Genomic DNA, 20453 nt, shown 5'->3' with positions numbered 1-20453 from the left:
AATTATGTCATATTCTGTCGCATTATTAAAGGAAAATAACTTATTTCTATTATTCCATTTATCACGTATTATTTTCCCTAAAACAATAAAATAAGACTGCCAAATAAGCAGTCTGTTTTTAATCTTATAACGATTTATTTAATACTAAAGTTCCTAACTTAATCCAATTTTGGATTACTTTAGATTTACCTTCGTTACATAAATACTCTCATTATTTAACATAACATGCCAAATGCCAAATTCATTTTGCTTTCGAGAAAGATGTAGAACATTTTGTAATTTCTTTTCTTCTTCATTGTTTAGCAATAATTTAATCGGCTTCTTAAGTTCAACTATTTTGTCTTCGGTTGCTTTGTACTCACCTTTATCCGCAACTGTTACATAGTCATATTCTGAAAACACCTTATTTGCAAGCGATGTATGTACTTGCCAATCATTTGATTCACCTAACGTAACTACAATAACCTTTTCTTCACCTTTCTCAAAATAAGTTGCTAATGTTCTACCCGCAATTTTCGTGAAGCCCGTTTTCCCTGAAACTGCTCCAACTTGTTGTCTTAGTAGTTTATGTTTATTTTGCCATGTGACACCGTTTTTAGAAGGGCTTTTATAATTAATTGTGGAAGATATCTTTTTAAATGTATCGTTTTGCATAGCGATTCGTAACATTTGCGCCGTATCATAGGCAGACGATAGATGAAGGTCATTGTGTAAACCAGATGGATTTGTAAAGTACGTATTATTTAATCCGTAAAGACGTGCCTTCTCATTCATCAAATCAGCAAAGCCTTCGATTGATCCTCCAGTGTGCTCTGCTAGGGCGTAAGCAGCATCATTTCCAGAACGCAACATAAGTCCATATAGCAGCTCTTCTATCGTTACCTTATCCCCTGGTTCAAGGTAGATAGAGGATCCCTCACTCAATGCTGCTTGTCTAGAAATTTCAACTTCTTCTTTAAGATCGTTATTTTCAATCGCTATAAGTGCAGTCCACATCTTTGTTAAACTTGCAATCGGCTTTTTTTCATGAACATTACTACCGAATAATAATCGGCCAGTATCCGCATCTATCACTGCATATGATGCACTTGCTGCTTCTGCTACAGAGAAAAAAATGAAGAATGAACAAATGCTCGCAATAAACACTTTAGCAAACCTTTTCAACAAGCCACTCCTTTGACAAATTACTCTTCATTGAAAGCTTCTTGGAACTTCGTCATAAATAAGTCGGTTTCCTCTTCCTGATCAACGAGATCTCCTTCAGGTAATGGAGGGAGTTCTTTAATATCTTTTAATCCGAAATAATTTAAAAATTCCTTTGTTGTCCCATAAAGGATAGCACGCCCTGTCCCTTCAGCTCGTCCAACTTCCTGCACCAATGCTCTTGAAACAAGAGTTTGGATGGGACGTTCACTTTTTACACCACGCAAATCTTCAATCTCAGCTCTTGTAATAGGTTGCTTGTACGCAATGATTGCTAAAACTTCTAATGATGCGGTTGTTAATACGTTACTATTAGGATTTTCTACAAGTTTTTTGATACTATCAGCTAACTCCGGTTTCGTTGTAATTTGATAAGTACCAGCTAATTTTTTTAATGTAATTCCACGCTCTGCATGTTCATTATAATTTGTTTCAAGCTCACTTAATGCTGCTTCAATTTCCATTGTTTCGACTTCTAGTAATTGAGAAAGTTGTTTTATTGATAGCCCGTCATCACCAACTACGAAAAGAAGCGCCTCAATTTTGCTCATCAAGTTGTTCAAGTTCATCAAGAGTTGCCTCCTTTTGTAATGTAACGGTTAAATCTTCGAAATTATTTTGTTGTTCTACCAAAACAACCTGACGTTTCATTAGCTCTAATAATGATAAAAAAGTTACGATAATTGTTGCTTTATCTTCATAGGGAAAGAGTTTTGAAAAATAGGTTTTACCACCGTTTAATTTTAAAGAACCAATGACCGCCATCATTTGATCTTTTACTGATATTTCTTGCCTTGTAACTCTAGTAGATAACGGCTTTTTTAATTGCTTCCGACGTAATAACTTTTGAAATGCGCTTAACATATCATATACATTAACATTTGCATCAAAAAGTGCTAATTGTTCATCGGGCATAAAAGCTGATAAGTCTGTAGGTGGTCGAGTGAACACTTGTGCCCGCTCTTCTTCTAATTGTTTTAATTCTACTGCTGCTTCTTTATATTTTTTATATTCAATTAATTTTGTTACAAGCTCTTCACGTGGATCTGGTCCATCCACTTCAAATTCAGCATCCTCCATTTCACCTTCATGAATCGGAAGAAGCATTCTACTTTTAATTGCTAAAAGTGTAGCTGCCATTACGAGGTATTCACTTGCTTCATTTAGCTCTAACACTTTCATTGCATGGATATGATCTATGTATTGTGCTGTTAATTCTGCCATCGGGATATCGTAAATATCAATTTCCAAACGGTTAATTAAATGTAATAATAAATCAAGAGGTCCTGTAAAGGCTTCTAATTTTACTTCATACATATGTAACCACCTGACGTATGTTGTTGTTACTATGCATGAGTCTAATCTGTAAACAGTTGTCCAAATTAAGTGCCCATGCATTTTGTTCAAATTTTAGTATAGAGGAAAGAGGGTTTGAATGCATCCATTGTTTCATAGATTGTTTGTCGATTTTTGCACTTATTTTAATGGGAACCAGGATTATTTTGAATGCCATGAAGTGTTGGAAGAATACTGGAAGGAAGTTGCTCCTGGTGACAAAAATCACCCATTGGTAGGATATGTCCAATTAGCTACAGGCATGTATCATTGGCGACGAAATAATAGAAATGGAGCTATGAAAATATTAGAAAAAGCATTGCATAACTTTTCTACCAATCAAGCTTCACCATTTTTTGATTTTATCCATTTTAACCAATTGTATAACGATTGCGAGAATAGTATAACGTTAATTAAAAAGGGAGATGAATTTACTCCATTTCAAATTATTATCAAAAATAATGAATTATCTGCTTTAGTTCATCAGAAAATATCTGAACTTCCCACAGTACCATTAAATTATCTTCTTCATAAACATATGCTCCGCGATCGTTCAGATATTCTTATTGCACGCAATAAGAAATTGGAAGAACGTCAATTAAATAAGAAAAATAAGAAGAGGCCGACGTAAATTATGCGTCTGCCTCTTCTAATATAGGTAAACATTTTTCTATAAAAGGTCTTGTATCATCATTTGCTTTTAAAGTTTTAAATTGGCTTGTCTTTAAAAGTTCTTTTAGCATCGCAATTGCTACACCTTCACCACGATATGAAGGTACTACGGTAATATGTTGTATTGTAGCTGTATCGCCTTCGTCAAGAATGCCAACGATTCCAATATACTCTTCGTCTTTTTTCCATAAGTATAAATACCAATCATCTTCTTGATCATAGGCTTGAATCGTTTCCATTAATCGTTTAACGTCTTTTTCTTGTGGCATTAACGAAAGTAGACCCATTGCTATTTTTTCTAAAGGTTTTTTATAGCGAATTAACATTGTATAACAATCCCTCATTTTCTATCGTACAACAACTCATATCCTACACGATTTTAGCAAAGGATGCAACTATATTACCAATAAATACCAAACCTAATGTATTTTCTTCTTCTCTCGGTGCGTTTGGAATAATCACATATAGATAAAATAAAGCCCAGGCAATACTAAAAACTAATAGAATTCCTAACAACCACCATTTTGATATTCTTTTCATGCGTTACTCACCTTTTTGAAGTGTAAGAGGGAGATCATTTTGCACAATGTCTTCATAAGACTCTCGTTTAATTGCTAATTGATGATGACCACCTTCAACAAATACAACTGCTGGGCGAGGAACACGATTATAGTTCGAAGCCATTGAATAACCATATGCACCTGTACAGAAAATCGCTAAAATGTCGCCTGGTTCAGCAGATTGTAAAGAAGCATCCACGATCAATTTATCCCCAGATTCACATAATTTCCCTGCAACAGTATATGTACTATTTTTTTCTTCATTTGCTTTATTAGCAATAACCGCTTCATACTTTGCATCATAAAGAGCAGGACGAATATTGTCACTCATACCACCGTCAACTGCAATGTATTCGCGAATATCAGGAACCGTTTTACGTGAGCCAATTGTATATAGAGAAGTACCAGCATCTCCTACAAGGGAACGACCTGGCTCAATCCAAATCTCTGGCATTGTTAAATTTAATTGTGCACAGTGGGATTGAACTGTTTTAATCATTTCTTCTACATATACTTGTGGTTCAAGCGGACGATCTTCTTCTGTATAACGGATACCAAATCCTCCACCTAGGTTTAATACAGTACATTCGAAGTTGTATTTTTCTTTCCACTCACCAATTTTTTGCATTAACTTTTCAGCAGCTAAGCTAAAGCCATCTGTTTCAAAAATTTGTGAACCGATATGGCAGTGTAAACCTAATAATTGAAGATATTCATGATCCGTTACCTTTTGGAATGCTTCATCAGCTTGTCCATTATTTAAGTCAAAGCCAAATTTTGAATCAGCTTGACCTGTTGTAATAAAGTCATGCGTATGCGCTTCAACACCTGGTGTAACACGTAATAAAATACGCATTGGTTGTTGTTTTGCTTCAGAAATTTCTTTTAATAATGCAATTTCATAAAAATTATCTACTACAATACAACCAATTTTTGTATCGAATGCTAATTCTAATTCAGCATATGATTTATTATTGCCGTGAAAGTGAATTCTCTCTGCTGGAAAACCAGATTTAATAGCAGTGTATAATTCCCCACCAGATACAACATCAAGAGAAAGATTTTCTTCTTGAGCTACTTGATACATAGCTACACATGAGAAAGCTTTTGAAGCGTAGGCCACTTCCGCTTTTACGCCTAACTTTTGGAATGTTCCGATAAATCCGCGTGCACGTTTTCTAACTAATTCTAAATCATAAACGAAAAGTGGAGTACCGTATGAATTTGCTAATTCAACTGCATCGACTCCACCAATCGTTAGATGACCATTTTCATTTATGTTTTGTGTACCGTATAAATGCATAATGTTCCCTCCGTAACAAACGAAAAAATTTTTTCGTTATAGAAAATTACCTTATGAGGGAACTTTATCACATGAATAAGGCTAACGCAACGCAAGATTTATGAACGATCTCGTTGTTTTGCCCCAACAATATACGGTCTGATTGCATCGTCTGCCATTGGGAAACGAATAAAGACTCTCGAAAACGCCTTTGGAAAGAACGGTATTAGCGGCCATAAATATGGAACTTTCATTGGTTTTAGAGAGCATAAATACGAGAATAAAATAAATATCGAAATAAAGAAACCATTTACCCCTGCCAAGGCGGTCATTATTAAAATGAAGAATTGGAAGTATTTTAACGCCACACTCAGTTCAAAAGTTGGGATTGAGAAAGAGAAGATAGCAGTTACTGCTGTATACAATATGACCTCAGGAGAGAATAACCCAACATCAATTGCAATTTGCCCAATGATAATACCTGCTACTAATCCCATTGCAGTAGATAAAGGTGTTGGTGTATGAATCGCTGCAATACGTAAATATTCTAGTCCTAAATGAGCAATAATTATTTGCAAAAATAAAGGTATTGAAGACTTTTCCTTTGCACCAATAAAATCTAATGCTGCAGGTAAAAATTCCTCATGGGTGGCTAATAGATACCAAATTGGTAGCAGCGTTAATGTAAAGAATGCTGCGAAATACCGTAGAAATCGCATAGTGGTTCCAATAAAAGGCGATTGCCGATATTCCTCAGCATGCTGAAGTAGATGAAACATAGAAATAGGCACAATTATTACTGAAGGCGAAGTATCCACAATTATTGCAATGTGGCCTTCTAATAAATGCGCCGAAACGATATCAGGTCTTTCCGAATACCTTACAAATGGCAATGGATGGAATTTTTGTTTAAACAGCCATTCTTCTAAAGATTTGTCAGACATGGTTAAACCATCATGGTTAATTTCAGATAATCTTTTTTTCAACCACTTCAAATTCTTTTCGTTAGTCAAACCATTGATATAAGCGATTGCTACATCTGTTTGACCAATTGCAGTAACTTTATGGAGCTCGAAGCGTAAATCTGCTGTTCGAATTCGTCTTCGGATTAATGCAGTATTTAACATAATATTCTCTGCAAATCCATCGCGAGAACCACGAATAACTTTCTCGTTATCTGGTTCATCCGGTTGACGACCTGGATAGCTTCGAAGCTCTAAAACATATCCAAAACCACTTTTTGTAATGATTCCAACTTGTCCACTCAAAACACCAAGTAAAAATTCATCTCGGTCTTTCGGTTCCGATTTTCCATAGAAATTAAAGTGATCATCAAAATATTTGTCTTCATCTTCAATTTCTTTTTCCCATTCATCGGTTTTCCCATAATCATGAAAAAGAGGAGTCAATTGTTCAGTTATCGTGTTTCCGTCTACCAATCCACTTATGTATACACATAAGATAGGTAAGCTATACACGTGTAAATCTTTAATACAAACATCAAATGACTCGTCTTTTCCAAACTTGCTGTATAAAAATTCTTTTGCATCGTCTATAGATGTGAAAATCTTGTTTGTCATTTATTCACCGTCTTTTTAGTAGTTCGTGATGTGTTTGTTTCCATCCATGACTTAAGTTGCGCTAAAATTTTCTTTTCTAAACGTGAAACTTGAACTTGCGATATACCCAAACGTTCGGCAATGTCTGTTTGGGTCAGATCTAAGTAGTACCTTAAATAAATAATCGCCTGTTCACGTTTGTCTAGCTTTGTTAAAACTTCTTTTAATGGAATGTATTGAAACGGCAATTCAGACTTTTCATCTTTCATTTGATCCATTAATGTAATGGAATCGCCTTCAGACTCAAACAATTGCTCGTGAAGTGATGCTGGGTCTCGCATAGCATCCGTTGCAACGAGCACTTCATCCTGTGTTACACCAAGGATATCTGCAAGCTCAGAAATTGATGGTGGCTTTTCGTTTGTTTTTAAAAATTCATCGGTTGCATGTCGTATTTTATAATTCAATTCCCTAATTGATCGACTGACTTTCACCATGCCGTCATCACGCAAGAAACGTTGTATTTCTCCAATTATCATCGGGACAGCATAAGTAGAAAATTTTACGTCATAGGATAAATCAAATTTATCAACAGATTTCATCAGACCGATACAACCTATCTGAAATAAATCTTCTAATTCTACCCCACGAGATGCAAAGCGTTGAACAATGGACCAAACGAGCCGCGTATTTCCTTCAATCATTTGTTTCCTTGCTTCGATATCACCAGACTGAGCTTTTCCAATAAGCTCCCGCATTTCTTCCTGTGTCAACAAAACATTGGACGGCTGTTCGATTGTCCTCATCCCCCTCACTTCTATCAAATACGACTGTATTTGCGTCCAGAATTTTTTTGAAAGCTCGATATATTGTTATTCATTTAAGAAATTTGAGGCATTTTTACCGAGTAAAATTTTTTTGAGAAGGTAACAACTGTACCAACATTCGGTTCAGATTCAACTTGCAAATCATCCGCAAAGCTTTCCATAATTGTAAAGCCCATACCCGAACGTTCCATCTCAGCTTTCGAAGTAAATAACGGCTCCATTGCACGTTTCACATCAAAAATCCCTTTTCCATTGTCTTTTACAGCGACACTTATGACATCTCCATCTCGAACTGCATGTACAGTGACGATCCCTTTACCGTCTTCGTCATAACCATGAATAATTGCATTTGAAACAGCTTCTGAAACAATTGTTTTAAATTCTGAAAGTTCATCAATTGTTGGGTCAAGCTGTGCCACAAAACTAGTAATTGCCATCCTCGCAAGACTTTCATTTTCACTAATTGCTACAAATGAAAGAGTCATTTCGTTATCCATTCACAATCCCCCTTGCGTGTAAAATTGCATCTGCCTCCGTACCATCCATCATGTATGAAGCGAGACCAGAAAACTGGAATATTTTTTTCATTGTATTTGACGGGTTTAAAATGATTGTTTGTCCATTCACCGCGCTAAGCTCTCTCATGCGACCTAATATTAAACCAATTCCAGAACTATCCATAAAGTTTAATCTCTCTAAGTTCCAGATAATTGTGTTTAAATTTCCTTGTAAAATTGTTTTTGAAATCTGACTACGTATTTTTTCTGCTTCATGATGATCAAGTTCACCATATAGCCTGATTACTGCTATGTCATTTAAATGCATGTCCATTTCATAGTTCATTTTGTTAGTTCGCCTCCTCTTATGCGCTTAATTCCACAACATTTGGTCAAAATCCTTTTCAGCTGACAATAGTAGAACTAATTCGCTGAAACTAGTGAAAATACGACAGAAAGTCTATTATCAAAGGTTTTTTGTGGAAAAAGCAGACCTACAAAAGTTTAGGCAAAAGTGTGAGTAATATAAGACACATCAATAGCATTAGAGACTTACGCATTCTGAACAAACAGCATTAATTCCGCAATTGGAAACACAGTACAACAATTCTCGGAGGCATTACTAAAAGTTAGTATGGGAATGAAAGGGATAATTTAAACATAAAAATGGTTTTCTCCCCAACTTATGGTACAAGGTTGTATAATTTTTCACATAATAAACAATCTAGACAAATGTTGTGGGAAGTATTCAATTTTTTGATGTAACTTTTATTGGTGAGGAACAATTCGAATAGATGGGGTTAACAGAGGTATAAATCATCGATAATACAAGTTAATTTTTTCTAATTCTATTAAATAAAAAAGGTATCTCATTTTTTTGAGAAACCTTCTATTTTACAAGATATTAAAATTTATAGGATTCACTTCTTCTGTCGATATCCCAAATAGAACTAGATTTGGCTTTTCCAATCTCATGGGGCTCTACCACCCAGGAATCGTTATAATTTGTCTGTATAACGGCTTGGCGTCTTAAAGTAGCTGAAATTATAAATAATGTTAGATCAGAAACACCAAATAAAGAACCCCAACCAGATAGTGCAAAGGTTCTTAACGAATTTCTCCCCTTATCACTCGTAATCTTCTTAAATTGACCCGCTGGTATGATAATTGCCTCTTTATTTAGGAATGTGACAACTTCTCTATTTATTTCTTTTAACTTCTTTTGATTATGCTCACCTTCACTAGCTTTTTGCATAGAGTGTAAATGAAGTTTTGCAATTAAACTACTTAAAGAATTGATATAGGATTTCGATTCATCATCTGAAGAGTTTATCGTAAAACCTCTATCACCCCAATCCCATTCTTTAAAAGGTACAATTAAAATGTAAACAGTTTCTTCGCAAAGATTTGCTATAGAAATTTGTGCATCAGTAGGATTTATTCCCATACATGTACCTTCCTTTTTGAGCATAATCTCATAGACTTAAAATTACTAATAAATAGATTATGAAACATCAAGATTTTGCGTGTCTATTACATCTTTCTTACAAAACCCTTACAAGGATTCGAATTAGTTTTTTTAAAAAACTTTTTAAAAATTTAAAAGCCCTTAATCCTTCTCTTTGCTAAAATATTGGTTTCAAATCGCTTTTCTAAATATAACTTTTCCCTATATAGACTTAGTACCTATTCAAATTTATAATAAAATTACTAATAAAAGGTCGTTATTTTATACTATCGGAGGTATTTATTTGAAAGTACATAAGATAATATTCTTACTCATTGGCGTGATGCTATTATTTGTACCTCTATTTCTACTAGATAATAAAGAAAACATATCCTTTGCACAAAAAGGGATTCTCGATTTGAACGACAGTAACTTTTATGAAGAAAAAATTATTCCCCTCGATGGTGAATGGGAATTTTACGAGGGGGAGTTGTATGATCCACTAGATTTCTCAGATGGTTCTATCACAAATGCAACTTTACTCAATGTGCCTGGCGCTTGGACAAAGGGAGAAGAACAGGGAATTGGTACGTATCGATTACAAATTCAAAATGTCCCTCTAAACAAAATTTTAGGAATAAAAAAGCAGAACATACGAAGTGCGAGTAAGATATACATAAACGGGGAGTTAATCAGTGAGGAAGGCGTTACCTCTGATAATAAAGAGAGTTATATAGAAGGAAATAATCCACAATTACTTTTCTTCCAAACAGACACAGATACGATCGACTTAGTTATTCAAGTTTCCGATTTCTCCTATAATAGTGCAGGGATTGCAAACTCGTTATTTTTTGGCGAACAAAAACAATTAATTAAATTCCATTATCAGAAAGTCTTTTCAGAAGTATCTGTTATTACAATTTTAATGACGATTGGTTTGCTTTATATTCTTTTATATCTATTTGTTGAAAGATATCGTAGGAAGGAATTTTTCATTCTTTCATTTGCACTATCATGTATTTTTTTCGCAGTTATTAATTTTTGTTTAAGTGAACGAACGATTCTATTCATTCTTCCAGATTTATCCTTCGAAGCAATGTTTAAAATAAAAGATATTTCTATTTTTTTAGCAACAATTTCCTTTATATTTATCATTTCACAGTATGATAAAAGAATACTTGTTCCTTGGGTTAGATATCCCTTAATTACACTTTACTCTTTATATATCTTATTGATTGTATTTAGTCCTTTGAATTTTTTTCATCGTTTTGTTCCGATATTTATACTAATCAACGCTGTTACATATCTATATGTAATAGTAAGATGCTTGTACTACTATTTTAAGAATAGACAATATACACTTTCCGGAAATCATTCAATAATACTTTTTAGCATAATAAATATTAATGTTTATAATATCGACTTGCTTTTATATAGTTTAGGATATATCCAAAGCTTAAGACTTGGATTTTATAACGTCCTATTATACGGAATCGCTCTAGCAATTTTGTTATCAATTCAAGTAAACTTATCTTATAAAAAGAATGATTACTTATCCAACGAGTTAGACGTAACCGAACAAGCTTATTTGGTAGCCCAAATAAAGCCCCACTTTTTCTTCAACACATTAACGAGCGTTATGTCGTTATGTTATACAGATGGAAAAAAGGCTGCTCAATTATTATCACATTTCAGTAATTTTCTAAGACATTCCTTTGAATTTAACGCCAAAGATGTTTTTATTACGGTTGAAAGAGAATTGAAACTATTAAACTCTTATATCGCCATTGAACAAGCACGCTTCGATGAGAAATTACAAGTCGTGTTTGAAGTGGATGAAGAAGTTTTACAGGAGTCTATACTCCCTCTGTCGATCCAACCTCTAGTAGAAAATGCCATCCTTCATGGTATACGTCCAATAGATGAAGGTGGAATTATTACAGTGTCTATCAATAAAAATGACACACATTTAAAGATTGCGGTTATTGATAATGGGATTGGGTTAACTCCAGAAAAAATATCAAACATAAAAAATGATAAAACAACTAAGCAAGGCATAGGTATTTCCAATATTAATAAACGATTGGAAAAGTTTTATCAGACACAATTAACAATTGAAAGTGAATTGGGATTATGGACTAAGGTACAATTTGAAGTCCCAATTAATTAAAAAGGAGTTTAGTTAAGTGTTAAAAGCTGTAATAGTTGATGATGAAAAATTAGTCTCAAATTTTTTGAAAATGCAATTAGAACATTCGAATTTAGTAAACGTTGTTGAGGAATTTATCAGACCCATCGATGCATTAAATGAAATTCCAGTGATTAAGCCAGATGTAGCTTTTCTTGATATCGAAATGCCAGGAATGAATGGAATTGAACTCGGTACGAAATTGTTAAATAAATTTCCGAATTTAGAAATTGTTTATGTTACAGCTTATAATCAATACGCCGTAGAAGCTTTTAAACTTTACGCGATACACTACATATTAAAACCATCCGACGAAGAAGATGTTCTTGAAGCAATACAAAGATTGATTGACAAGAAGAGTTATCAAATGATGCAAAGTGATAATTCATTAAAAATCGAACTCCTTGGACATATAAAAGTTTTCCAGAACGATAAAGAAATTCGTTTAAAATGAACTACTGTAAAAGTTGAAGAATTATTTTCTTTAATGGTCCTACATCGAAAAAATGGCATAGAAAAATGGCAAATTATCGAGAAGCTATGGCCTAGTATCGAAATGAAAAAGGCAGAACAAAATCTATACACAACCATTTACAGACTAAAGAAAACTTTTTTAGAAAGTGGTATTCAACTCACGATTGAAAACATTAAAGGTAAATATTATATAGAATTATCCGATTGTTCAATAGATATTGAAGAGAAAACAGATTGGAGTATTGATCAACTTTTTGGAGATCGGGTTTATAAATGGAAGCAAGAATTAATAAGAAGTTAAGGAATATTAGAAAGGAGAATTTGAGTACACTCAAATTCTCCTTATTTGTTAGACTAGAGTTGTTTCAACTTCTTTTGGTTTAACGGGTTTTTTTGAACTGGCTAATTCAGCACATTCTTTAAAGGCGAAATGTTTACATCCAAGACAAGCGCTTCTGTTTATACAACCTAATGCGCAATTGATTGCATCTCCTGTATGAACAAAGAAGTTTTGCTCACCAATTTCATTCGTTAAACCACTTTGATCCATTGCAAGTTTTAAAGATGGACGAACTTCAGTTACTAACAACGTTCCCCCGTGACTTTTAAAATCAGTAATAATATTTCTGAAATATTCCTCTCCCGTTGTATCAATGAAAGGCACTTTTCTTAATCGTAAAATAAGTACTTTAGGTTTCGCATTAATAGAAGACAAGATTGATTGCTCAAAGGTTTGAGCAGCCCCGAAGAATAACGGCCCTTCCACTGTGTAAATACTCACTTGTGGACAATCATGGTTTGGACTTACAACATGAGGTAATACTTTCCCATTACTGCTTTCATGATCTGGTAAAACTTTCGAAACAACTAACATTTCACTCATACGTTTTGCAAATAGAATAATCGCTAGTAGTAGACCAACTTCAACAGCAACAGTTAAACTTGTAAATACAGTTAAAAGGAACGTAATTACTAAAACTAATGAATCCCCAGATTTTAATTTTAATATATGAGCAAAATGTTTTCGCTCACTCATATTCCAAGCAACCATCATTAATACTGGTGCTAAAGCTGCTAATGGAATATGTGTTGCAAGAGGTGCAAAAACAAGTAACGTTAATAAAACGAACACCCCATGAATAACACCAGACATTGGTGAAGTAGCACCGGATTTAATGTTTGTTGCTGTTCGAGCAATTGCTCCAGTAGCAGGTATACCTCCAAAGAATGGTGTCACGATATTTGCAATCCCTTGCCCGATTAACTCTCGATTACTATTATGTTTACTGTTTGTCATACCATCTGCTACAACTGCAGATAATAACGATTCAATACCACCAAGCATGGCAATAACAAATGCAGGTCCAATCAACATTTGTATTCTATCTAAAGTAATTTCCGGAATTCCAAAGGACGGTAATGAATTTGGAATTGCTCCATAAGTAGAACCAATTGTCGCAACTTGACCACTGAAAAATAGTGCAGTTACAACAGAAGAAACAATAATTCCTACTAATGCTCCCGGAACTTTTGGTAATACTTTTGGTGTTAATAACATAATAACGAAACAAATCGCAGCAACTAAAATACTATAAATACTCATAGTATTTAAGTGACTAGTAATCTCTTTCATATTATCGATAAAACGTTCGTGTTGCTCAATCCCTTTTAGACCTAAGAAATTAGAAATTTGACCGGTAAATATGATGACAGCAATACCAGCTGTAAATCCGATTGTTACTGGTCTAGGTATATATTTAATTAATACCCCTAGTTTGAAGACTCCCATCAATACGAGCATGACGCCAGCCATCAATCCTGCGATTAATAAATTCTCGTATCCATAAGAAATAACGATTCCTAATAGAATTGGAACAAAGGCACCAGTAGGACCCCCAATTTGATATTTTGACCCACCTAATAGTGAAATTAAAATCCCCGCGATGACTGCGGTATAAATTCCGTACTCGGGCTTTACACCTGAAGCAATTGCAAAGGACATTGCTAATGGAATTGCGACAATCCCTACAATTGTTCCAGATAATAAATCCTTCTTAAAATGATCAAATGAATACCCCTCAAATCTCCCTGTCCAAAACTTACTCATGTTATCCCTTCTTTTAATAGAATTTCACACAAAATTTCTCTTTCAGGCAAAAAATATCTCGGAAGTGAATATAGGTTAAATTATTCATATTCTAACATATTTTTGGAAAATAGAAAGAAAAAATTAGTAGCAAGTATGCTACTAACTTTTATTATCATTAAGTAATAATTGTCCTCATAATACCATCGAAAGATATTATTGACCAGTTATTTTTTAATGATATCTTTTATTAATGTTGGGGCTTCGACAGGTTCATTTGAAATAATAATATGTTTATACAATTTCTCAATTACTTCTGGAATATCTTCTTTGTTCGAATGGATTGTAACAAGAGATTCCCCATCCTTGACAGAATCCCCTACTTTTTTATGAAGTACTAATCCAACTGCTAAATCGATTGTTGACTCTTTAGTAGCGCGACCTGCACCGAGTAACATCGCTGCTACACCAACATCATCTGCTTCAATTTTTTCAACGTATCCTGATTGTTTAGCCGGAAGTTCAATTTGGAATTTCGCTTGAGGTAAAAGAGATGGATCATCAACAACCGATGCATCTCCACCTTGAGCAGTAATAAACTTCTTAAATACGTCTAAAGCTTTTCCGTTCTGAACTACTTCTTCAAGTAGTACTCTAGCTTCTTCTAATGATTTGGCTTTATTACCGAGTACAATCATTTGCGATCCAAGTGTATAGCATAATTCCATTAAATCTTTCGGACCGTTACCTTTTAATGTATCAATCGCTTCTTTTACTTCAAGGGCATTCCCAATAGCAAAGCCAAGGGGTTGACTCATATCAGAAATAATGGCCATTGTTTTTCTACCTACATTATTCCCAATTTGTACCATTGCTTGGGCTAAAGCTTTTGCATCTTCGTAAGTTTTCATGAATGCACCGTCGCCTGTTTTCACGTCTAAAACAATGGCATCTGCACCTGCAGCAATTTTCTTCGACATAATTGAACTCGCAATTAAAGGAATGCTTGGTACTGTACCGGTTACATCACGTAAAGCATACAATTTTTTGTCAGCTGGTGTTAAATTTCCACTTTGCCCTATTACCGCCGTTCCAATTTCATTTACCTGTTTCATAAATTGTTCATTGGAAAGTTCAACATGAAACCCTTTAATAGACTCTAATTTATCGATGGTTCCACCTGTATGCCCTAATCCACGTCCGCTCATTTTGGCTACAGGAACGCCCACTGCTGCAACCATTGCTGCAAGGGAAAGAGTTGTTGTATCCCCTACTCCGCCAGTGGAATGTTTATCCACTTTAATTCCTTCAATTCCAGATAAATCGATTTGGTCGCCTGATTCAACCATCGCCATTGTTAAATCAGCTCTCTCACGCTCATTCATATCTTGGAAATAAATTGCCATCATTAAACTACTTACTTGATAGTCAGGAATCGAACCATCTGTATAACCATCAACAAAGAAACGAATTTCTTCAGTAGTTAGCTCTTCCCCATTACGCTTTTTTTCAATAATATCAACCATTCTCACGGCTTTAACCCCCTACTTCAAATTCGATAAAAAACTTGTGCCAAATTGTGGTGCAGCTACATTAAAGTTTTCTGCAATCGTCGCAGCAATATCAGCAAATGTTTTACGTAAAGGTAATTCTGTGCCTTGTTCAAATCTTGGTGAATAAACAATTAACGGAACAAATTCACGTGTATGGTCTGTACCTGGGAATGTTGGGTCGTTTCCATGGTCAGCTGTAATAATTAATAAATCATCCTCATTTAATGCCGTTAACACTTCTGGTAAACGGCGGTCAAATTCCTCTAAAGCTTCTCCGTATCCCATTGGATCACGACGATGGCCAAAGTTCGCATCAAAATCAACTAAATTTAAGAAGCTGATTCCGTGGAAATCTTGTTTTACCACTTCAGCAAATTTATCCATTCCATCATCATTATTTTTTGTTCGGATTGCATCTGTTATGCCTTCACCGTTGAAAATATCAGAAATTTTACCAATAGCAATTACGTCAAGTCCTGCATCCTTTAATTCATTCATCGTTGTTCGTCCAAATGGTTTTAAGGCATAGTCGTGACGATTGGATGTTCGTGTAAAGTTACCAGGCGTTCCGATAAATGGACGTGCAATTACACGACCCACTAAAAATTCAGGGTCTAACGTTAGTTCACGAGCAATTTCACATATTTTATATAGTTCATCTAAAGGAACAATTTCTTCGTGGGCTGCAATTTGTAACACTGGATCTGCAGATGTATAGACGATAATAGCACCTGTTTCCATATGTTCTTTACCTAGTTCATCAATAATAGCAGTACCACTTGCAGGTTTATTCCCAATTACTTTTCGACCGATTTTTTCTTCTAACTTTTGGATTAATTCTTGAGGGAATCCTTCAGGGTACACTTTAAACGGTTTGTCGATATTTAGACCCATAATCTCCCAATGCCCCGTCATTGTATCTTTCCCGACAGACGCTTCTTGCATCATGCCGTAAAACGCTTTTGGTTGCTCAGCTTTTGCAATTCCTTTTAATTCACGAATATTCGATAAACCAAGAGATTCCATATTCGGCATTGTTAAACCGTTCATTTTTTCTGCAATATGACCTAATGTGTCTGAACCTTCATCTCCAAAGTTTGCTGCATCAGGCGCTTCTCCAATGCCTACTGAATCCATTACTACTACATGTATTTTTTTAAAGGGTTTCATCATTTCGTCCTCCTCTTACAACGTTTATATTACCTAATTTGGCAAAAGAAATAAAGGTCAGACATCCGACAGACAATATTTTTTATGCATTATCTTAAGCTCTCGGATGAAATTGCTTATACACTTCGGATAATCTCGTCTTACTAATATGTGTATAAATTTGAGTTGTTGAGATGTCTGCATGTCCTAACATTTCTTGCACTGCTCGCAAATCCGCACCATTTTCGATTAAATGCGTGGCAAAGCTATGTCTCAAAGTATGGGGTGTAATTTCTTTTTTGATATTTGCATTTGTTGCATGCTCTTTTAAGAGTTTCCAACAACCTTGTCGAGTTAAACGTTTTCCTCGCTGATTTATAAAAAATGCATCGGTTTTTGGATATTTACCTTGCAATTTATTCCGCGCAATTTGTAGATATTGATCACACGCTCGAATTGCACCTTTTCCAAGAGGCACAATTCTTTCTTTTCCCCCTTTTCCGTAAACGCGAACAAATCCCATCGTTAAATGGACATCCTCTAGGTTTAGTCCAATACATTCACTTATACGCATCCCTGTACCGTATAAAATTTCGAGCATTGCTACATCTCTAATGCCTTGTGGTTTATCACGGTTTGGTGTAGAAATTAAAGCATCAATTTCTTGGATGGATAAAACTTTTGGTAGTTTTTGTTCAATTTGAGGCATTTCTAAGTGTACAGTCGGGTCTTGCTCTGTCACTTTTTCGCGTAATAAAAATTGATGAAATGAGCGGATTGAGGAAATGTGACGAGCTATTGTACGTGCAGAAATTCCCTGATTCCGTAAGTTTTCTAAATGGATTAATATATGTGTTCTTTCTACGTGATTTAAACTTGATAGTCCCTGTTCTTTATTTAAATGATTTATATAATTCTCTAAATCTCGTCGATAGGAAGATAGTGTGTTAGTTGATAATTGTCGTTCAACTTGCAAAAAGTGAAGATAATCGTTTAGTGGATCTGTAAAATTTCTCATTTGGACAGGCCCCATTTCTATTTGCTACTTTTTATTTATTCTACCATGTAATGTCTAAAAACAAAAAAATCCCCTAGCGCAATAGGCACTAGGGGAAGTACTATTTACAGGTGACAATTAGGGCAATCTTTACATTTTGATGTGACACTATCTATTTTACAAAGAAGCTGGTAAATCTCTAAATCTAAGTTTAATAATTGATCCGTAAATTGATTTAGTAATGTTAATTCTGCATCACTTTTCCTTAGAACACTGTTTGTTATTTCCCCAAGCTTCACAATTAATTCTAATCGTTGTTCGTTTGTTTCAAGTAATCGTTTTTTAATGTCATGAATATCTAATTCCTTTTCGTAACTTGCTCTAACCAACCTGAATTCCCCCTTAAATTTAACAAAAATCCCCATCAATATAGTTATTACTGAAAATAAGTAACAATACATTAGTATTAAAGATATTATGGGGAGGTTCTAATTTATGCGTTCTAGCCACAATTGTGGAAAAATCGCCACAGATTCTGATGAATTATAGAATGCAGTTCCCCAGCAATTGATGGAGAAGATAACTTTCCATTTGCTCATCTTGTGAAAAGGAAATAAATAATGATAGGTATGCAGATTTTCAAATTCTATTCGTTGGATGAAGGTACTTGGCATTATGAGCGGGAAAAACGATATGTCTTTCAGTTAGTTGATGGTGTTCTAAAAATCGCAAACATTGAGGATACAAAAACTGTTTCAAAAACAAAGTTAGATTAAAAGTGAAAAGGTGTACTTAAGTCACTATCTTAGGTACACCTTTTAATTATTTTTCTTCATTTTGTTGGTCATGGCAACGATGACAAATTCCGTGGAATGTTAATCGGTGGTCTTTAATTATAAAGTTCCAACGTTTTTCTACGATAACTTCAACGTCATCTAGTAAGTCTTCTTGAATTTCGTCAACAGCACCACATTCGATACAAACAAGATGGTGGTGGAAATGCTTTGCCCCTTCTTGTCGTAAATCATAACGGGACACGCCATCACCGAAGTTAATTTTGTCAACAATCTTTAATTCTGTTAATAATTCTAATGTACGGTATACTGTCGCAAGACCGATTTCTGGTGCTTTATCTTTTACAAGTAAGTAAACGTCCTCTGCACTTAAATGGTCTTCTTCATGTTCTAATAGCACTGCAACTGTCGCTTCACGCTGCGGCGTCAGTTTGTAGCCAGCACTATGTAATTGCTTTTTTATTCGATCAATACGGCTTTCCATAAGACGCCCTCCTAAACTCATCTCATTATACCAAATGAGTGAAAGCTATTACAAGAGAGGGATACTTTATTAATAAAAACTTCAAAGCTTTCATGTCATTAGCTTGGAATAATATAAGTAATGACTAAATTTTCACCGATACAAATAATGGATATTGCAATAATTAGTGTAACAAAAAGCCTTTGGGAGAAGAAAAATTTTCGGTTATTGCCAACTTTCTTTGATGCATATACGGAACAAAGAAGGAAAAGTAGAATGCAATAAAGAAATTGAAAAGGAAACCACCATACACTATAAACTAATAGTGATTCTTGTTGAGTTAATAGAAATACAGAACTAAATCCAAAAAAAGTAGCTTTAACTGCTACGACAAAACGTGCTAACACATGAAAATAAGGATGAGTCGTGAAAAATAATACTAGGACTATCCAAGGTATAAGGGGAAAAACTGTATTCCATATGGTGATTTTTTCTAATTCCAAAACTCTCGGATCTATATATTTAATTAACTCCATTGCCTTGTCCAGGGGAAATAACTGAAAACAAACGACACCGCTTACAAAGCTAATTGCTAGAATCACTGCAAATTGGATTACTAGAGTGGAACGATACATAAGCATTCTCCTTTCGTTGTTACCATCTTATGCTCGTCCTCTATCAATATACCCTCCAATTTTCAATCCATTCTATCAAATTTACTTTTTTAAGAGTTTATAAACTAAAAAAACTTGCCTATTGCTTAAGGCAAGTTATGATTTATTTAATTTCATCCAAAGCACTGCAAACGCTGTTTTTGCATCATAAATGCGACCGTCTTTCACCATTTCTTCTGCTTCTTCTACAGATACTTGCATTAGTTCAACAAATTCGTCTTCATCAAGCTCTGCCTTTTCTACAATTTCAAATAATTGCTCCGCTACAAAAAGGTGTATTACTTCATCCGCAAATCCAGGCGATGTTGCAAAGGTTTGAAGATAACTTAATTTGTGACAGCCGTACCCTGTTTCTTCTTCTAGTTCTCTTCGTGCAGTGACTTCAGGTGCTTCTCCTGGTTCAAGTTTCCCCGCAGGAATTTCGATAATCGATCTTTCCAATGCTTTCCTGTATTGTTCGACAAGAATTAATTTTCCTTCATCCGTAATTGCAATAACCGCCACTGCCCCTGGATGATTTACGATTTCTCGTTTAGATTGATTACCATTTGGAAGTAGAACATCATCAACTTTTAATGAGATTACTTTCCCATTAAAGATTTGATTAGAACTTATCGTTTTCTCTTCAAATTTTTTCATTAAGATTCCTCGCTTGTCGTGTTCATTACATTCATTGTACCATTGTAGTTAGAA

24 protein-coding genes are annotated in these 20453 nt (G+C 34.6%); 5 read left to right on the top strand and 19 right to left on the bottom strand.

Annotated elements, in window-relative coordinates; translation table 11 throughout:
- Positions 1-174: 174 nt before the first annotated feature.
- Genes NKR20_RS05795 through NKR20_RS05785 form a run of 3 tightly spaced genes read right to left on the bottom strand, consistent with a single transcriptional unit; the run spans position 175 to position 2520 of the window.
- A complete protein-coding gene (locus tag NKR20_RS05795; protein ID WP_301285894.1) occupies positions 175-1164 on the bottom strand; it encodes a D-alanyl-D-alanine carboxypeptidase family protein in 990 nt (329 codons plus the stop codon).
- 20 nt (positions 1165-1184) lie between these two features.
- Positions 1185-1772, bottom strand: a complete 588-nt coding sequence (scpB, locus tag NKR20_RS05790; protein ID WP_170148463.1) for an SMC-Scp complex subunit ScpB — start codon at positions 1770-1772, stop codon at positions 1185-1187.
- A complete protein-coding gene (locus NKR20_RS05785) occupies positions 1741-2520 on the bottom strand; it encodes a segregation/condensation protein A (RefSeq protein WP_121215593.1) in 780 nt (259 codons plus the stop codon). The genes scpB and NKR20_RS05785 overlap by 32 nt, the downstream gene beginning before the upstream one ends.
- 118 nt (positions 2521-2638) lie before the next feature.
- Here NKR20_RS05785 and NKR20_RS05780 point away from each other — a divergent pair, with 118 nt between their 5' ends.
- Entirely contained in the window at positions 2639-3169 is a 531-nt protein-coding gene (locus tag NKR20_RS05780; protein ID WP_253424398.1) for a DUF309 domain-containing protein, read from the top strand.
- A gap of 1 nt (position 3170) precedes the next feature.
- Here the strand turns inward: NKR20_RS05780 and NKR20_RS05775 are convergent, their stop codons facing one another.
- From NKR20_RS05775 to NKR20_RS05740, 8 genes are all read right to left on the bottom strand, one after another.
- Entirely contained in the window at positions 3171-3536 is a 366-nt protein-coding gene (locus NKR20_RS05775) for a GNAT family N-acetyltransferase (protein WP_121215595.1), read from the bottom strand.
- A gap of 43 nt (positions 3537-3579) precedes the next feature.
- Positions 3580-3750 (bottom strand): hypothetical protein, encoded by a 171-nt coding sequence (locus NKR20_RS05770; protein WP_170148464.1) that lies wholly within the window; start codon positions 3748-3750, stop codon positions 3580-3582.
- Positions 3751-3753: 3 nt separating this feature from the next.
- A complete protein-coding gene (gene lysA, locus NKR20_RS05765) occupies positions 3754-5073 on the bottom strand; it encodes a diaminopimelate decarboxylase (RefSeq protein ID WP_253424395.1) in 1320 nt (439 codons plus the stop codon).
- A gap of 98 nt (positions 5074-5171) precedes the next feature.
- Positions 5172-6632: a spore germination protein gene (locus NKR20_RS05760; RefSeq protein WP_121215597.1), complete on the bottom strand. Its 1461-nt coding sequence runs from the start codon at positions 6630-6632 to the stop codon at positions 5172-5174.
- On the bottom strand, positions 6629-7417 hold the full coding sequence (locus tag NKR20_RS05755; protein WP_121215598.1) for a SigF/SigG family RNA polymerase sporulation sigma factor: 789 nt from the start codon (positions 7415-7417) through the stop codon (positions 6629-6631). Before NKR20_RS05755 ends, NKR20_RS05760 begins: the two co-directional genes overlap by 4 nt.
- 74 nt (positions 7418-7491) lie before the next feature.
- Entirely contained in the window at positions 7492-7935 is a 444-nt protein-coding gene (spoIIAB, locus tag NKR20_RS05750) for an anti-sigma F factor (RefSeq protein WP_253424392.1), read from the bottom strand.
- A complete protein-coding gene (gene spoIIAA, locus NKR20_RS05745) occupies positions 7928-8281 on the bottom strand; it encodes an anti-sigma F factor antagonist (protein ID WP_121215600.1) in 354 nt (117 codons plus the stop codon). The genes spoIIAB and spoIIAA overlap by 8 nt, the downstream gene beginning before the upstream one ends.
- 558 nt (positions 8282-8839) lie before the next feature.
- Entirely contained in the window at positions 8840-9382 is a 543-nt protein-coding gene (locus NKR20_RS05740; protein WP_253424388.1) for a hypothetical protein, read from the bottom strand.
- A gap of 304 nt (positions 9383-9686) precedes the next feature.
- On the opposite strand from NKR20_RS05740, the gene NKR20_RS05735 reads away from it, so the two are divergent.
- Genes NKR20_RS05735 through NKR20_RS05725 form a run of 3 tightly spaced genes read left to right on the top strand, consistent with a single transcriptional unit; the run spans position 9687 to position 12345 of the window.
- Positions 9687-11552, top strand: coding sequence for a sensor histidine kinase (locus tag NKR20_RS05735; RefSeq protein ID WP_253424385.1), 1866 nt, complete (start codon positions 9687-9689; stop codon positions 11550-11552).
- 16 nt (positions 11553-11568) lie between these two features.
- Positions 11569-12024 carry a LytR/AlgR family response regulator transcription factor gene (locus tag NKR20_RS05730; RefSeq protein ID WP_253424382.1) on the top strand — a complete coding sequence of 152 codons (456 nt, stop codon included), beginning with the start codon at positions 11569-11571 and terminating at the stop codon, positions 12022-12024.
- A 33-nt stretch (positions 12025-12057) separates the two neighbouring features.
- Positions 12058-12345 (top strand): hypothetical protein, encoded by a 288-nt coding sequence (locus NKR20_RS05725; RefSeq protein ID WP_253424378.1) that lies wholly within the window; start codon positions 12058-12060, stop codon positions 12343-12345.
- A 48-nt stretch (positions 12346-12393) separates the two neighbouring features.
- On the opposite strand, the gene NKR20_RS05720 is transcribed toward NKR20_RS05725, so the two are convergent.
- From NKR20_RS05720 to NKR20_RS05700, 5 genes are all read right to left on the bottom strand, one after another.
- Positions 12394-14151 (bottom strand): SulP family inorganic anion transporter, encoded by a 1758-nt coding sequence (locus tag NKR20_RS05720; protein ID WP_253424375.1) that lies wholly within the window; start codon positions 14149-14151, stop codon positions 12394-12396.
- A gap of 206 nt (positions 14152-14357) precedes the next feature.
- Positions 14358-15662 carry a pyrimidine-nucleoside phosphorylase gene (locus NKR20_RS05715; RefSeq protein ID WP_121213945.1) on the bottom strand — a complete coding sequence of 435 codons (1305 nt, stop codon included), beginning with the start codon at positions 15660-15662 and terminating at the stop codon, positions 14358-14360.
- A 12-nt stretch (positions 15663-15674) separates the two neighbouring features.
- On the bottom strand, positions 15675-16853 hold the full coding sequence (gene deoB / locus NKR20_RS05710; RefSeq protein ID WP_253424373.1) for a phosphopentomutase: 1179 nt from the start codon (positions 16851-16853) through the stop codon (positions 15675-15677).
- Between the two features lie 94 nt (positions 16854-16947).
- Positions 16948-17850, bottom strand: a complete 903-nt coding sequence (gene xerD / locus NKR20_RS05705; RefSeq protein ID WP_121213947.1) for a site-specific tyrosine recombinase XerD — start codon at positions 17848-17850, stop codon at positions 16948-16950.
- Positions 17851-17954: 104 nt separating this feature from the next.
- Positions 17955-18218: a hypothetical protein gene (locus NKR20_RS05700; protein ID WP_121213948.1), complete on the bottom strand. Its 264-nt coding sequence runs from the start codon at positions 18216-18218 to the stop codon at positions 17955-17957.
- Positions 18219-18458: 240 nt separating this feature from the next.
- Between NKR20_RS05700 and NKR20_RS05695 the strand changes: the two genes are divergently transcribed.
- Positions 18459-18605 (top strand): hypothetical protein, encoded by a 147-nt coding sequence (locus tag NKR20_RS05695; protein WP_253424370.1) that lies wholly within the window; start codon positions 18459-18461, stop codon positions 18603-18605.
- A 46-nt stretch (positions 18606-18651) separates the two neighbouring features.
- Here NKR20_RS05695 and fur read toward each other — a convergent pair whose 3' ends face one another.
- The 3 genes from fur to NKR20_RS05680 form a co-directional block, all read right to left on the bottom strand.
- Complete coding sequence (gene fur, locus NKR20_RS05690) at positions 18652-19107, bottom strand: ferric iron uptake transcriptional regulator (protein ID WP_121213949.1); 456 nt, start codon at positions 19105-19107, stop codon at positions 18652-18654.
- Positions 19108-19205: 98 nt separating this feature from the next.
- Complete coding sequence (locus NKR20_RS05685; protein ID WP_253424367.1) at positions 19206-19721, bottom strand: hypothetical protein; 516 nt, start codon at positions 19719-19721, stop codon at positions 19206-19208.
- A 135-nt stretch (positions 19722-19856) separates the two neighbouring features.
- Entirely contained in the window at positions 19857-20399 is a 543-nt protein-coding gene (locus tag NKR20_RS05680) for an NUDIX domain-containing protein (protein WP_253424365.1), read from the bottom strand.
- Positions 20400-20453 lie beyond the last annotated feature (54 nt).

Source organism: Ureibacillus endophyticus (assembly GCF_024159215.1).
Taxonomy (GTDB): domain Bacteria; phylum Bacillota; class Bacilli; order Bacillales_A; family Planococcaceae; genus Ureibacillus; species Ureibacillus endophyticus.
Note: the sequence above shows the minus strand (reverse complement) of the source record. Positions and strands in the feature narration are given on the sequence as shown.

What these genes read in the sequence shown, in the direction of transcription:
- scpB (WP_170148463.1), bottom strand. Translation starts at nt 1,772, where the DNA reads ATGAACTTGAACAACTTGATGAGCAAAATTGAGGCGCTTCTTTTCGTA.
- NKR20_RS05785 (WP_121215593.1), bottom strand. Translation starts at nt 2,520, where the DNA reads ATGTATGAAGTAAAATTAGAAGCCTTTACAGGACCTCTTGATTTATTA.
- NKR20_RS05780 (WP_253424398.1), top strand. Translation starts at nt 2,639, where the DNA reads ATGCATCCATTGTTTCATAGATTGTTTGTCGATTTTTGCACTTATTTT.
- NKR20_RS05775 (WP_121215595.1), bottom strand. Translation starts at nt 3,536, where the DNA reads ATGTTAATTCGCTATAAAAAACCTTTAGAAAAAATAGCAATGGGTCTA.
- NKR20_RS05770 (WP_170148464.1), bottom strand. Translation starts at nt 3,750, where the DNA reads ATGAAAAGAATATCAAAATGGTGGTTGTTAGGAATTCTATTAGTTTTT.
- lysA (WP_253424395.1), bottom strand. Translation starts at nt 5,073, where the DNA reads ATGCATTTATACGGTACACAAAACATAAATGAAAATGGTCATCTAACG.
- NKR20_RS05760 (WP_121215597.1), bottom strand. Translation starts at nt 6,632, where the DNA reads ATGACAAACAAGATTTTCACATCTATAGACGATGCAAAAGAATTTTTA.
- NKR20_RS05755 (WP_121215598.1), bottom strand. Translation starts at nt 7,417, where the DNA reads ATGAGGACAATCGAACAGCCGTCCAATGTTTTGTTGACACAGGAAGAA.
- spoIIAB (WP_253424392.1), bottom strand. Translation starts at nt 7,935, where the DNA reads ATGGATAACGAAATGACTCTTTCATTTGTAGCAATTAGTGAAAATGAA.
- spoIIAA (WP_121215600.1), bottom strand. Translation starts at nt 8,281, where the DNA reads ATGAACTATGAAATGGACATGCATTTAAATGACATAGCAGTAATCAGG.
- NKR20_RS05740 (WP_253424388.1), bottom strand. Translation starts at nt 9,382, where the DNA reads ATGGGAATAAATCCTACTGATGCACAAATTTCTATAGCAAATCTTTGC.
- NKR20_RS05725 (WP_253424378.1), top strand. Translation starts at nt 12,058, where the DNA reads ATGGTCCTACATCGAAAAAATGGCATAGAAAAATGGCAAATTATCGAG.
- NKR20_RS05720 (WP_253424375.1), bottom strand. Translation starts at nt 14,151, where the DNA reads ATGAGTAAGTTTTGGACAGGGAGATTTGAGGGGTATTCATTTGATCAT.
- deoB (WP_253424373.1), bottom strand. Translation starts at nt 16,853, where the DNA reads ATGAAACCCTTTAAAAAAATACATGTAGTAGTAATGGATTCAGTAGGC.
- xerD (WP_121213947.1), bottom strand. Translation starts at nt 17,850, where the DNA reads ATGAGAAATTTTACAGATCCACTAAACGATTATCTTCACTTTTTGCAA.
- NKR20_RS05695 (WP_253424370.1), top strand. Translation starts at nt 18,459, where the DNA reads ATGCAGATTTTCAAATTCTATTCGTTGGATGAAGGTACTTGGCATTAT.
- fur (WP_121213949.1), bottom strand. Translation starts at nt 19,107, where the DNA reads ATGGAAAGCCGTATTGATCGAATAAAAAAGCAATTACATAGTGCTGGC.
- NKR20_RS05685 (WP_253424367.1), bottom strand. Translation starts at nt 19,721, where the DNA reads ATGTATCGTTCCACTCTAGTAATCCAATTTGCAGTGATTCTAGCAATT.
- NKR20_RS05680 (WP_253424365.1), bottom strand. Translation starts at nt 20,399, where the DNA reads ATGAAAAAATTTGAAGAGAAAACGATAAGTTCTAATCAAATCTTTAAT.